This is a genomic window from Hymenobacter terricola, from assembly GCF_017921975.2.
GTDB lineage: Bacteria > Bacteroidota > Bacteroidia > Cytophagales > Hymenobacteraceae > Hymenobacter > Hymenobacter terricola.
This window is the reverse complement of record NZ_JAGEMO020000010.1, coordinates 59,056-72,438: the sequence shown is the minus strand read 5'-3', so window position 1 is coordinate 72,438 and position 13,383 is coordinate 59,056. Positions and strand designations below refer to the sequence as shown.

At 61.9% G+C, this 13,383-nt stretch carries 13 protein-coding genes; 9 read left to right on the top strand and 4 right to left on the bottom strand.

Annotation, left to right across the window (positions count from 1 at the left end; translation table 11 throughout):
• Window positions 1-51: 51 nt before the first annotated feature.
• The gene (locus J4G38_RS10150; RefSeq protein ID WP_210516532.1) at window positions 52-861 is read left to right on the top strand and encodes an OmpH family outer membrane protein; all 810 of its coding nucleotides are present in this window, start codon (window positions 52-54) and stop codon (window positions 859-861) included.
• A gap of 109 nt (window positions 862-970) precedes the next feature.
• Here the strand turns inward: J4G38_RS10150 and J4G38_RS10145 are convergent, their stop codons facing one another.
• The 3 genes from J4G38_RS10145 to msrB form a co-directional block, all read right to left on the bottom strand.
• The gene (locus tag J4G38_RS10145) at window positions 971-1,330 is read right to left on the bottom strand and encodes a hypothetical protein (protein ID WP_210516533.1); all 360 of its coding nucleotides are present in this window, start codon (window positions 1,328-1,330) and stop codon (window positions 971-973) included.
• A 75-nt stretch (window positions 1,331-1,405) separates the two neighbouring features.
• Complete coding sequence (locus J4G38_RS10140) at window positions 1,406-2,197, bottom strand: DUF3050 domain-containing protein (protein ID WP_210516534.1); 792 nt, start codon at window positions 2,195-2,197, stop codon at window positions 1,406-1,408.
• A 158-nt stretch (window positions 2,198-2,355) separates the two neighbouring features.
• Entirely contained in the window at window positions 2,356-2,907 is a 552-nt protein-coding gene (gene msrB, locus J4G38_RS10135) for a peptide-methionine (R)-S-oxide reductase MsrB (RefSeq protein ID WP_210516535.1), read from the bottom strand.
• A gap of 238 nt (window positions 2,908-3,145) precedes the next feature.
• Between msrB and typA the strand changes: the two genes are divergently transcribed.
• From typA to galB, 3 genes are all read left to right on the top strand, one after another.
• Window positions 3,146-4,957 carry a translational GTPase TypA gene (typA, locus tag J4G38_RS10130; RefSeq protein ID WP_210516536.1) on the top strand — a complete coding sequence of 604 codons (1,812 nt, stop codon included), beginning with the start codon at window positions 3,146-3,148 and terminating at the stop codon, window positions 4,955-4,957.
• A gap of 140 nt (window positions 4,958-5,097) precedes the next feature.
• Window positions 5,098-5,586, top strand: a complete 489-nt coding sequence (locus J4G38_RS10125; protein ID WP_210516537.1) for a DUF6630 family protein — start codon at window positions 5,098-5,100, stop codon at window positions 5,584-5,586.
• Between the two features lie 52 nt (window positions 5,587-5,638).
• Window positions 5,639-8,092 (top strand): beta-galactosidase GalB, encoded by a 2,454-nt coding sequence (gene galB / locus J4G38_RS10120; protein WP_210516538.1) that lies wholly within the window; start codon window positions 5,639-5,641, stop codon window positions 8,090-8,092.
• Between the two features lie 9 nt (window positions 8,093-8,101).
• Here the strand turns inward: galB and J4G38_RS10115 are convergent, their stop codons facing one another.
• Window positions 8,102-8,932 (bottom strand): TrmH family RNA methyltransferase, encoded by an 831-nt coding sequence (locus tag J4G38_RS10115; protein WP_210516540.1) that lies wholly within the window; start codon window positions 8,930-8,932, stop codon window positions 8,102-8,104.
• A gap of 82 nt (window positions 8,933-9,014) precedes the next feature.
• On the opposite strand from J4G38_RS10115, the gene J4G38_RS10110 reads away from it, so the two are divergent.
• The 5 genes from J4G38_RS10110 (at window position 9,015) to J4G38_RS10090 (ending at window position 13,372) form a co-directional block, all read left to right on the top strand.
• Entirely contained in the window at window positions 9,015-10,505 is a 1,491-nt protein-coding gene (locus tag J4G38_RS10110) for an ATP-binding protein (protein ID WP_210516542.1), read from the top strand.
• 103 nt (window positions 10,506-10,608) lie between these two features.
• Entirely contained in the window at window positions 10,609-11,019 is a 411-nt protein-coding gene (locus tag J4G38_RS10105; protein WP_210516545.1) for a response regulator, read from the top strand.
• A 177-nt stretch (window positions 11,020-11,196) separates the two neighbouring features.
• Window positions 11,197-12,195 (top strand): hypothetical protein, encoded by a 999-nt coding sequence (locus J4G38_RS10100; RefSeq protein ID WP_210516547.1) that lies wholly within the window; start codon window positions 11,197-11,199, stop codon window positions 12,193-12,195.
• Window positions 12,196-12,320: 125 nt separating this feature from the next.
• Window positions 12,321-13,070: an endonuclease III domain-containing protein gene (locus J4G38_RS10095; RefSeq protein ID WP_226163337.1), complete on the top strand. Its 750-nt coding sequence runs from the start codon at window positions 12,321-12,323 to the stop codon at window positions 13,068-13,070.
• 17 nt (window positions 13,071-13,087) lie between these two features.
• Window positions 13,088-13,372: a DUF167 domain-containing protein gene (locus tag J4G38_RS10090; protein WP_210516549.1), complete on the top strand. Its 285-nt coding sequence runs from the start codon at window positions 13,088-13,090 to the stop codon at window positions 13,370-13,372.
• Window positions 13,373-13,383: the final 11 nt, after the last annotated feature.

The window sequence follows — 13,383 nt, the reverse complement described above, 5'->3', positions numbered from 1 at the left end:
AAAACGCTCACAACACCTCCTTTTCTCACCCTTCACCAACCATTTTTTCAAATGAAAAAACCTGCTGCTCCGGTTAAAACGGAAAAACGCGCAAAACGCACGCCCGAAGAAAAGTCGGCCCGCAAATCGGCAAAAAATGCTGGCCGTGCCACAGCCGACCTGAACGAGGACCGCGACACGAAAAAGGCAAGCCAGAAGAAGTCGCTTAAATCGGCTGCGAAGCAACTGCAAAAGGAGCTAAACAACCGCATGAACGAAGTGGTGACGCGCATCCGCAAAGAAACGAAGGCTAAGCTGAAGGAAGTGGTGAAAGAGGCTACGCGCCGCCTCGACGGCGACACCGAGCGCATGTTTGAGCAAGCCCTGCACACGATAGTACGGCATTACGACTCGGTTGCAGGCACACCTGCCGCGTCGAACGGCAGTGAAACCGGCACGGCTCCGGCATCGGGCAAGGCAACCCGTGGCCGCAAAAAAGGCCAGACGCTGAACAAAGACGGCTCCGTGCGCAAGGCACGCACGCCCCGCGCCACCGACGGGACTACCGAGGCTACTGCCGAAACTCCAGCCCCCAAAACCCGGGGCCGCAAGCCCGGCGCCACCGCCGCGAAGGCTAAACCTGCCGCTACTGGTGCCCGCCGGGGCCCCAAGCCCCGGGTGGCAGCCTTAACGACTGATGACAACGACGATACCAGCATCGTTGACGGGCGACGCGGCCCAAAACCCAAGCCTAACCCAGGCCCAAGCGGTGCCCGCCGGGGGCCGAAGCCCCGCGTACAAGCCGCCCCCGCGCCACAGCCCGAGGCAACCGATGTATTGAATTCGGCGGACAGCCCGCGCACTGGCGAAGTAAGCGCATAGCTTTTTCGCAGCAGCGGAGGGAATTTCCGCAGCAAAAAGCCCACTCCGATGAATCGGGGTGGGCTTTTTGCTGGCCCGTGGCATGGGTAAATCAGGTAACCGCGCTGCTTTACGGCCGGCGGGTGGTGTCCACGGGCGAGTCGTAGTTGAGGCGTTGCAGGCGGGTTTCGGGGGTGGTGGTGTTGGGGTCGTTTGAATTGACGTTTTCGATGCGCTTTTGACGGTTAATGTCGGACGCCTGCTCGCCGAGACGCACGCGGTTGGGAGTGGCGTCGGGCACGGCGGAATTGGTGCCGGTGCCGTTGCTGTTGTAAATGGCCCGGCGGTCGGCGTCGGAGCTCACCTGGGTGGGCACCGAGGTGGGAGTTGAGGTTTCAGCCGTTTGCTCGGTGGCCGTGCAGGCAGTCAGCAGCAGCGCGGTGCCAAAGGCCAGCATCGGCCGGGGGGCAAAATGGGGGAAATGTATCATGGCCAGCCACTGGAAAAGGCCACCTGAACAGGTGGCCATCTTCAAACGCAGGTCTGGGGGTAGTGGTTGGCGGTATCAGACCAATACCGAGCTGGCTTTGCCAGGCTTGATGCCATTCCAGAGCTCGATGCGCGCCTCCAGGCACCGAATCGTGACCTGCTGGCAGTCGAGCCAGCGCTCGGGGTCGTCGGCACACAGCTCGCGCACCATTTGCTGGGCCAGGGGGGCGTGCACTTCCTCATCGAGCTGAATATGCCGGTCGAGGTAGTACGTGAAAGTATCGAGCTGGCCCGGAAACCGGTCGCGCAGCTCGCCCACCAATTGGCGGAACATGGCCGGAATCAAGTCTTCGCGGCCAAAAGTGAAAGCCGCCGCCACCGCATGCGGCTTGCCCGCATCGATGATGCTGAACGTGGTTTTGACAAACTGACGCACCGAATTAGGCACCTGAGCAGCCTCCAGCGCCTCGGCAACGCTACTGCCCGCGGCTACGGCAGCCACCAGCCGGCGAATGGGCGCGGTGTCGGCGCCGCACTCTTCCATGGCCCGCACGTAGAGCTCAAAATGGCTGGCCGGCTGCCCCTGTAAGTCAACGTCGGATTCTTCTTCCAGCACAATTTCGTTGATGAGGCGCCGCGTGGCCGCGTTGGCCGTGGGCACCCACGGCAACTGCACGCACGTCAAATCGCGCTGCAAAGACTTGAGCAGCGACATAAAGTCCCAAACTGCGAATACGTGGTGCTCCATGAAGCGCCGCAAATCCGGCAGGGTATGCAGCTGGAAGTACAAGCCATTGTTGAGCAGCAGCTGGCGGGTGTGCGCCACCTCCTGCTGCAAGTACTCGATAGGGTCAGAAGCAGTTTCCATTATACTGAAAGATAAAATATAATTATTAGGCTAATTTTATTATACGATAAAAAACGCAAAGCAGGTCAATTAATGCTGCAAATTAACGAATAAGCCCCCCGGCATGGATTGCCGAAGGGCCATTGTTTGTGAATTTTCTCAGAAAATCACAGTACGTTCTACTTTTTATTCTCGAATACCAGCGCGTCACCGTCCATACAATAGCGCTGGTGCGTGGGCGCGGGGCCGTCGTCGAACACGTGGCCGAGGTGGCCGCCGCATTTGGCGCACACAATTTCGTCACGGCTCATGCCAAAGCTGGTGTCAGAGTCCACTTTCACGCTATTGTCGGTGGCCGGAGCAAAAAAGCTGGGCCAGCCGGTGCCCGAGTCAAACTTAGTGTCGGAGGTAAACAGCAGATTGTGGTCGGCGGCACAGTAATAGGAGCCAGCTACATGGTTGTTGTACAGCTTATTAGAGAACGGGCGCTCGGTGCCGTCTTCGCGCAGAATGTAGTATTGAGCCGGCGTGAGGATTTTATGCCACTCCGCATCGGTTTTGCGCACCGGAAACTCGTCGGGCTTGCCGGTCAAGGGCTTGGGCTGGAAATAGGTTTTGCCGGCTGCGGTGCGGGCGGGATGAGCGCTATTGGCGGCCACGTCCCGCTTCTGAGAGCAGGCCGCATTGAGGGCCAGGACCGAAACAAATAGAAACAACAGGGAAAAACGCATGATTGGAGGGGTTGGGGTGATGGGTGACCAACATACGGGACCGGGCCACGGTTCGGTCGGCAGAGTAGACGAAAACCGGCCGGGAACCTTACGCCCCAGCTAACCGATTTAGAGCGACAGGCTTGGCTATGAAGCAGCCGACGAGCGCATCACCTCAGCCGGACGCCTGTTAATACTTGACTACCACAAGGCTTTGCGCCTTTTTATCCGTACCTTTGCACCCGCAAAAACAACCTATATGGCCCAGAACATTCGGAATATTGCCATCATCGCTCACGTTGACCACGGCAAGACAACCCTAGTGGATAAAATCATCCACGCATCCAAGATTTTCGACGCGCACCAGCACTTCGACGACCTCATCCTCGACGACAACCCCCTGGAGCGCGAGCGCGGCATTACCATCGTTTCCAAAAACGTATCGGTACGCTACAAAGATGTAAAAATCAACATCATCGACACCCCTGGTCACGCCGACTTCGGCGGCGAAGTGGAGCGCGTGTTGAAGCTGGCCGACGGCGTTCTGCTGCTCGTGGATGCCTTTGAAGGTGCCATGCCGCAGACCCGTTTCGTGCTCGGCAAAGCCATCGATTTGGGCCTGAAACCCATTGTGGTGGTGAACAAAGTGGACAAAGAAAACTGCCGTCCGGACGAGGTGCACGAGCAGGTTTTCGACCTGATGTTCAACCTTGGTGCCTCAGAAGACCAGCTTGATTTCGTGACGCTGTACGGTTCTTCGAAGCAGGGCTGGATGAGCACCGACTGGAAGCACAAAACGGAAGACCTGATTCCGCTGCTCGACGCGGTGGTGGCTTCCATCCCGCCCGCCCCAACCCTGGAAGGCACGCCCCAGATGCAAATCACCTCGCTCGACTACTCGTCGTTCGTGGGTCGTATCGCCATTGGCCGCGTGCACCGCGGTACGCTGCGTGAGGGTGCCAACATGAGCCTGATGAAGGCCGACGGCAGCATCAAAAAGGTAAAAATCCGCGAGCTGCACGTCTTTGAAGGCCTTGGCCGCGTGAAGGTGGCCGAAGTAAGCAGCGGCGAAATCTGCGCCGTATCGGGCATTGAAGGCTTCGATATTGGCGATACGCTGGCCGACAACGACAACCCCGAGCAGTTGGAGCGCATCAGCATCGACGAGCCGACGATGAACATGCTGTTCACCATCAACAACTCGCCATTCTTCGGCAAAGAAGGCAAGTTTGTGACCTCGCGTCACTTGCGTGACCGCCTGTTCAAAGAAACCGAGAAGAACCTCGCCCTGCGCGTGGAGGCGACCGACAAAGAGGATACCTTCCTCGTGTTCGGCCGCGGCATTCTCCACTTGTCGGTGCTGATTGAAACGATGCGCCGCGAAGGCTACGAACTGCAAGTGGGCCAGCCCCAGGTGTTGTTCAAAGAAGACGATAACGGCAAGCGCCTGGAGCCCATCGAGCTATTGGTGGTGGACGTGCCCGAGGAATCGGCCGGCAAAGTAATCGAGCTGGTGAGCATGCGCAAGGGCGAAATGACCATCATGGAGCCCAAGGGCGACTTGCAGCATTTGGAGTTCACTATTCCGTCGCGCGGCCTCATTGGCCTGCGTAACAACGTGCTGACCGCCACCGGCGGCGAGGCCATCATGAACCACCGCTTTGTGGATTATGAGGAGCACAAAGGCACCATCCCCGGCCGCATCGCCGGCTCGCTGATTTCGCTGGAAACCGGCCCCGGCACGGCGTACACGATTGATAAGCTGCAGGACCGTGGCTCGTTCTTCGTGGACCCGGGTGAGGAAGTGTACGGCGGCCAGGTTATCGGCGAGCACACCCGCCCGAATGACCTGACGGTGAACATCCAGAAAGGCAAGAAACTGACCAACATGCGTGCTTCCGGCACGGATGACAACGCGAAGATTGTGCCCAAGCGTCAGTTCTCGCTGGAAGAAGCCATGGAATACATCCAGAAGGATGAGTACCTGGAAGTGACGCCGAAGTCGATTCGGATGCGCAAGATTCTGCTCGACGAGAACGAGCGTTTGCGCTACGCCAAGCAGGCCGACTAACTCACGCATTTATCCGGATTCACCGGATTTCGCGGATTATTTGTTGAAGAGGGCGCGGCTTTGGTCGCGCCCTTTTTTGTGGGTATCCAAATTTTCAGGTCAATTTTGCTTTCATGAATGAAAATGCAATAACTCGGTTTGTGCAGTTTTTTACCCTCGCCGATGCCGCCGCTGCCCAGCGCATAACCGAGCGCCTGGCGCTGGTGCTGCGCGACCCGGCCGCCTACCAGGAGCAGTTTGCGGAGGAGCTGGAGGAGCGCGGTATTGTGAGCGCGCTGCCGACGCAGGAGCTACGCGATTTGGCCCTGATTGACGCGCTGCTGAGCGAGGATTTGCTTTGGGAAAGCGACTATCAGGAGAAAGCCAACGAAATTGCTGAAGGCCTGAACGAGATATTGCAGCAGCAAAAACGGGTGCAACGCCTGCAACCGGCTGCCCTGCTGAGCCGCCGGGAGCCCGGCCCCGAGCAGCTCGACGCCGTGCAGGATGCGCTGGAAGTTCTGGGACTGGCGCTGGTGCTGTTTACGCTGGACAGTGACTCGTATCCGCTGGGAGTAGTGGCCGAGACACAGGCGGAAAATGCGCGCCAACAGGCCAGAGAGTTGGGATTTGGCGTGACGGTTTATTAGTGGTGTACGGAGGTGGGGGCCGTAACTTTCGGGCCTCCTACACCCCTCCCCTATGTCATTGAAGAAGCTTTTGGCGGCGGCGCTGCTGCTGGCCACGCTACCGGCGGCGGCCCAGTCCCGGCACGAATATCTGCTCGATTCGAACTGGAAATTCAGCAAGGGCGACGTGCCCGATGCGGCGAAGCCGGAGTTTGCGGATGCCAAGTGGCAGACGGTGAGCGTGCCGCACGACTGGGCCATCGGCGGGCCCTTCGATGGCAACAACGACCTGCAATCGGTCAAAATCGAGCAGAATAATGAAAAGGCGGCGACTCTGAAAGCCGGGCGCACGGGCGGGCTGCCCTTTATCGGCACGGGCTGGTACCGGCGGCAGCTGGCGGTGCCCGGTTTTGGGCCGGGCCAGCGGGCGGTGCTGCTTTTCGACGGGGCCATGAGCAACGCCCACGTCTTTGTAAACGGCAAGGAGGCAGGCTTCTGGCCGTACGGCTACAACTCATTTTCGCTGGACATTACTTCCTTTTTGAAGCCCGGCGATGGCAACGTGCTGGCCGTGCGCCTGCAAAACCAGCCCGAAGCCTCGCGCTGGTACCCCGGCGCCGGCCTCTACCGCAACGTGCACCTGGTGGTGACCGACGACGTGCACATTCCCGTGTGGGGCACCTACCTCACCACGCCCGAAATCACCGCACAGCTGGCTAAAGTCCGACTGAAAACCACGGTGGAAACGCCGGATAAAGCCTTCCAGCCGCTGCGGCTGCAAACCGAAATCCGTGATGCGGCGGGCTCCGTGGTGGCCACTACCAGCAGCGCGCTGCTGGCCACCGACGGGCTGGAATTTGAGCAGAACCTGGTGGTGCCCACGCCCCGGCTATGGTCGCCGGAAACGCCGGTGCTCTACACGGCGGTGTCGAAGCTGTATGCGGGCGAGGTGCTGAAGGACGAGTACCGCACGCCTTTTGGCATTCGCTCCTTCAAGTTTGAGGCCGGCCAGGGCTTCTCGCTGAACGGGCAGCCGCGCAAGTTCAAGGGCGTGTGCAACCACCACGATTTGGGACCGCTGGGCACGGCCGTGAACACGGCGGCGCTGCGCCGGCAGCTGGCGCTGCTGAAAGACATGGGCTGCGACGCCATCCGGACCTCGCACAACATGCCCGCGCCGGAGCTGGTCCAGCTGTGCGACGAAATGGGCTTTCTGCTGATGGTAGAGTCCTTTGATGAGTGGAAGACGCCCAAGGTGAAGAATGGCTACAGCCAGTATTTCGATGAATGGTCGGAACGCGACCTGGTGAACATGGTGCACCGCGACCGCAACCACCCGTCGGTCATCCTGTGGAGCATCGGCAACGAGGTACCCGACCAGAGCATGCCCGGCGGCAACCAGATTCTCAAGCGCCTGCAGGACATCGTGCACCGCGAAGACCCCACCCGCCCCGTAACCATGGGCATGGACCGGTTTGATGACGACATCAAGAACAACTTCGCCTCGGTGCTCGACGTGCCGGGCTTCAACTACAAGCCCCACCGCTACCCCGAGGCCTACGCCAAGCTGCCGCAGCGCTTTTTGCTGGGCTCGGAAACGGCCTCGACGGTGAGCTCGCGGGGCGTGTACAAGTTTCCGGTGGTGAAGGCCAAGGAGCAGAAGTACGCGGATAATCAGTGCTCGTCGTACGACCTGGAGGCGTGCAGCTGGTCGCAGACGCCGGACGAGGAATTTGTGGCCCAGGACGACTTGCCCTACGCCGTGGGCGAGTTCGTCTGGACCGGTTTCGACTACCTGGGCGAGCCAACGCCTTATGACGAAAAATGGCCCTCGCACAGCTCGATGTTCGGCATGCTGGATTTGGCCGGCATGCCCAAAGACCGGTACTACCTCTACCGCGCCCGCTGGAACACCGCCCAGCCCACCCTGCACCTGCTGCCCCACTGGACCTGGCCCGGCCGCGAAGGCCAGCCCACGCCCGTGTTCTGCTACACCAGCTACCCCTCGGCCGAGCTGTTTGTGAACGGCCAGAGCCAGGGCCGCCGCACCAAAGGCCCTTCCGACCAGCCCCAGACCCGCTACCGCCTGATGTGGAACGACGTGAAATACGCGCCCGGCAGCATCAAGGTGGTGGCCTACGACGCCCAGGGCAAGGAAGTGGCCACGGAGGAAGTGCGCACCGCCGGCAAACCCCACCACATCCGCCTGGTGGCCGACCACGCCACGCTCGCCGCCGATGGCAAAGACCTGACTTTCCTCACCGCCCGCGTCGAAGACACGCAGGGCAACCTTTGCCCCGACGCCAGCCCGGAAATCAGCTTTGCGGTGAGTGGCGCGGGCCACTTTCGCGCCATCGGCAACGGCGACCCCACCAGCCTGGAGTCCTTCCAGAAACCCCAGATGCAGGCCTTCCACGGGCAGCTGGTAGCCATTGTGCAGGCCGGCGAAAAGGCTGGCCCGGTAAGCGTGAAAGCCATGGGCAAAGGGCTGCAGAACGGCCAGATTCAGCTGGCCGTGGGCAAATAATCCGGGGTGCTACTGGCCGGTGGTGCGCTGCCGCACGGCTTCGAAGGCCAGCACGGCGCCGGCCACGCTCACGTTGAGCGAGTCGATGCGCCCCATCATGGGAATGATGATGGTTTCGTCGCAGGCGGCGAGGGCAGCGAGGGTCAGGCCGTCGGCTTCGGTGCCGAGCACCAGGGCGGTGGCCCCCCGGAAGTCGCACTCGGTGTAGGAATGCGCCTTCGGCGTGAGCGCGGCGGCGTAGCTGCGAATGTTGTTTTCCCGCAGGAAAGCCATGATATCGGCCATCGGCGCGGCCACCACGGGCACCGTGAACACGCAGCCAATGCTGGCCCGGATGGCATTGGGGTTGAACAAATCGGTGCGCGGGTCGCCGATGAGCACGGCATCGACCGGGGCGGCGTCGGCGGTGCGGAGGATGGCGCCGAGGTTGCCGGGCTTCTCCACGGCTTCGAGCACGAGGAGGAGCGGGCGGGGCGGCAGGCGCAGGTCGGCGAGGGTGCGGGCGGGGGTGCGCAGCACGGCCAGCAGGCCATCGGAGCCTTCGCGGTAGGCTACCTTCTCGAAGACGGGGCGCGTCACTTCAAACCACTCCGGGGCTGGGGCGCTGCCAGCAAAGAGGCGGTGCAGGGCCGTCAGGCCACTTTCGCCGGCCAGCTCGGGGCAGGTGTAGACGGTGGCCACGGCCACGCCGGCTTCGACAGCAATGGTGAGCTCGCGCAGGCCTTCGACCAGGGTGAGGCCCAGGGCGCGGCGCTCGGCGGATTTTTGCTGGAGGCGCAGCAGCTGCTTGATGCGCGGGTTTTGGGGGCTGCTGAGGCGGTCGGAAGGGGCAAAGAACATGGCCGCGAAGATACGGGCGGCACGACGGGCCCCAACCCAAAGGCCGGCTCCGGCGTAGGGCGGGCCATTACCTTCGCAATCAATGGCATTAAAAACCGACACCAAAATCATCGTGGGCTTTGCCCTGGCCGTGGGCGTATTGTTGCTCACGGCCGCCGCTTCGTTCTGGAGCATCCGGGGCCTGAGCCTGCAAACCGACCAGGTAGAGCACACCTACAAGGTGATGCAGGAAGTTTCGAACGTGACGGCCGTGCTCAAGGACGCGCAGGCCGGCACCCGCGGCTACCTGCTCACCGGCGACACCGTGTACCTGCGGCCCTACAGCATGGCCACCGGAATGCTGCCCAGCAGCCTGCAGCGGCTGGAAGCCCTCACCGCCGACAATCCGGCCCAACAGGCGCGGTTCGACTCGCTGCGGATGCTGGTGGAGCAGGAGTTCCGCATCCTGCGCCCGCTCACGGAGATTAATAAATCCATGAGCAAGTCGGTGATGGAAACCCTGCTCGACACCGACCGCCAGACGCTGCGTCAGGTGCGCATCCTGTACGGCCGCATTCAGGCCAACGAAATGGCCTTGCTGGCCCAGCGCAGTGCCCTGCAAGCCGTGTTCGAGAAAGCCACGCCCATCGTGGTGCTGGTGTCGGCCATCCTGGCGGTGCTGATTGTGGTGTGGCTGGTGACAAAAATCGTGAAGGAGCTGGCCGACAACCGCCGCCTGCAGGACGAGCTGGCCGGCATCAACGCCGAGGTGGGCCGGCGCATCGCCCAGATTCGGGCCCTGGCCGAGCAGGTGGTGCAGGGCGACTATTCGGTAAAAATCACGGACTCGGCTGAGGACAACCTAGGCGGGCTGGCGGCCTCGCTCAACCGCATGACCCAAACGCTGGATTCAAGCTTCAGCGCCCTGCAAAAGCGCAACCAGGAGCTCGACCAGTTTGCCTACGTGGCCTCGCACGACCTTAAGGCGCCCCTGCGCGGCGTGACCACCATTGTGAAGTGGATTGAGGACGAGCTGGCGGCCGAGATTTCGCCCCAGCTTCGCACCTACCTCGACCAGATGAAGGGCCGCCTCAGCCGCCTCGAAGACCTGATAAACGGCCTGCTGGCCTACGCCCGCGTGGGCCGCACCGCCCAATCGCGCGCGACCGTGGACGTGCACCAGCTGCTGGAAGAAGTGGGCGAGCTGGTGGTTCCGCCGGATTTTACCCTCACGATTGGCCCCGATATGCCCACCCTGCTCACCGACCGGCTGAGCCTGCAGCAGGTATTTACCAACCTGCTTTCGAACGCCGTGAAGTACCACCAGCGCGGCGCCGGCCACCTGGAAGTGACCTGCCACGACATTGGCCACTGCTATGAATTCCGGGTGCAGGACGACGGCCCGGGCATTGCGCCGGAGTACCACCAGAAGATTTTTCTGCTGTTCCAAACCCTGCGCGACCGGCACACGGCCGAGAGCACCGGCATTGGCCTGAGTATCGTGCAGAAAATTATTGACGAGCACCACGGCACCGTCCGCGTCGAATCGGCCCCAGGCCAGGGCGCCGGCTTTATCTTTACCTGGCCAAAGTAAACTTCGGTTGCCACGCAACCGTCTGACCTGTTTCAGGCTCGCTTACGGTGGCAGTTTGTTGCATGAGGGGCTACTTTATTGGTCCCGCCTTTATTCTTGTGTTATGCGCTCGGTTTTACTAGTAGAAGACGATATTTTCGATACGATGACGGCGGAGAAATCCTTCGCTAAGTTCAGCATTCCGCACCAGCTCCACACCGCCTTCAATGGCGAGGAAGCCCTGGACCTGCTGCTGGGCCGCAACGGCGTCGAGGCCCTGCGGCCCCTGCCCGAAGTCATTCTGCTGGACCTGAACATGCCCCGCATGAACGGCCTGGAATTCCTGACCGAACTGCGCGCCAACCCCGAATTGCAGCACATTCCGGTGTTCATCACCACCACTTCCGGCATGGACGTGGACCGGCTGAACGCCGCCAGCCTCGACGTAAGCGGCTATATCCTCAAGCCGCTGGACTTTGAAACCGGCGCCGACCTAGCCGACAGCCTGAGTTTACTGGAAAAGCTGCTGAAGTAGCTGCGTGGCCCCCGGCCGCGCCGGGTTCACTGGAATTTCACGATAATGGAGCGGAATTTACACCCGTTACCTTTCGTTTGATTTATTGCAAAACCAGCGTTCCATCGCCGGCTTATCGATTATTCGCCCGTCATTGGTACCTTGTTCAGCCCCGTGGCCCTTACGCTGTCCTTTACCATGAAAATTCCCATTCTTTTTCCAGCCTTGCTTCTGGCGTTGCTCGGTGCGCGGGTGGCCCAGGCGCAGGACGATGGCCCCCGCCAGCTGGGAGCCCCGCCCGCGCTGCCCGCCCCGGCCCGGCCACGCGTCACGCCCGCTCCCCGCCAGCTCGACGCCGTGCCCGTGGCCCCGCCCGACTCCTCCCACCGCGCCGCGGTGACGGCGCCCCTGCCCGGCCCCATGCCGGCACCGGGAGCGCCCCCCGCCCCGGCGCCAGTCTATGCGCCCACGCCGGCCGGCCAGCTGCCGGGCAACAACTACCGGGCCGCCCGCTTCCAGGTGGGCCTCAAAAACGGCTTGATTTACAACGCGTCCGACGTGGAAGTAAAAAGCCCGCTGTTTGGACGGTCTTACCTGCTGCTGGATGGGCAGCGCAAATTTGAGCTGGCCGAAGTCGGTTTCTACGAGGATGAATCGGGCCACTACGTGCGCACCACGCTGCCCAACTCCTCGCGCGAAACCACCCTGCGCCGCGAAAAAACCGGCCGCATCAGCCTGTATTCCATCACCACTTCGCAGTACAGCCCCGGTGGCTATGGCTACCCTGGCTATGGCTACGGCGGTTTTGGCTACGGCGGCATGGGCGGCTACCCCTACGGCGGAGGCTACGGGGGCTACCGCACCATCAAGACCGAGTATTTCTCAAAAGACAACGGCCCCATCCAAAACATCAGCACCAACAACCTGATGCTGGCCACCCGCGACAACGCCGGCGCCCAGCAGCTGCTGATGGAATCGCGCAGCTACCAGCGGGCTACCGTGCTCAGCTACGTGGCGGGCGGCGGCCTGCTGGCCTACGGCTTGCTACAGTCGCTGCGGCCCAACGACGGCGGCGCGGCCGTGTCGCCGTTTGTTTATCTGGCCATTCCAATACTCATTGTGCCCATCGTGCTGCAAAGCAAACAGGCCAAAAACCAGCGCCAGGCCATTGCGCTGTATAATTCGGCCGGGCGATAGAAGCCCGACAAAAACGTTGAGGGGTAAAAGCTGCAGGTCAGGCGTCGAGCCTGGCATTGCAACTTTTACCCCCTTCGCATTTTTACCCCGGCAACCCCGGCCCCGATGGCCCGCGTAAGCCGGGGATGCCGCCTCCCACCTCCCCTACCGCCGAAACGCTGGCCACCGACTTTGCCGCCCGCCAGGCCAAAGCCTTGCTGGTCCACGCCCGTCTGTGCACCGAATACGGCGCCCCTTTCCCATTTTTCAGCACCAAAGACCCGCTGAGCGAGTTGGTGAGCGCCCTGCTGTCGCACCGCACCAAAAACGCCGACTCGCACCGGGCTTACCAGGAGCTACGGGCGGCTTACCCCACCTGGGAAGCCGTGCGCGAGGCTCCCACCAATGCCGTGCAGCACGCCATCCGGGCCTGCACCTGGCCCGAGCAAAAGGCTCCCCGCATCCAGGCCGTGCTGCGCGAAATCAGCAAGCGCGGCGGCACCGATGCGCCTTGCTCGCTCGATTTTCTGGCCGAAATGCCCATTCCCGAAGCCCGCGCCTGGTTGGAAAGCATCAGCGGCGTGGGGCCGAAAACCAGCGCCGCTACGCTCCTCTTCAGCACGCTGCGCATCCCGGCCATGCCCGTTGACAGCCACCACCACCGCGTGGCCCAGCGCCTGGGCCTCATCGGGCCGAAGGTGGGCGAAGGACCGGCCCACAAGCTGCTGGAAGCCTTGCTGCCGCCCGGCTGGGACGCCCAGCAGGTGTACGACCACCACGAGGCGCTCATGTTTCACGGCCAGAAGTGCTGCTACTTTAGCGGGCCGGCCTGTGGCCGGTGCGTGGTGCTGGACCAGTGCCCGTTCGGGCAGGCCCGACTGGGACGCCCGGCGTAGGCTATTTTTGCCACTGCATGGCCCTTCTTCACCTCAAAGCCAAGCCCGGCAGCCGCGTCAACCAACTGCTCATCGGCCCCGACGGTACCGCTACGGTGCGCCTGAACGCGCCCGCCCACGATGGCAAGGCCAACGCTGCGCTTCAGACTTATCTGGCCGCCGTTTTTGGCATTGCCAAAAGCCGGGTGACCCTGCTGGCCGGCCACACCTCGCCCTTCAAAAAAGTAGAGCTGGTCGAGGTCAGCGACGAACAGCTGCGGCAAGTGCTGGTGCAATTTCGGGATGAGAATATGGCGCAATAGCGCGGCGCACC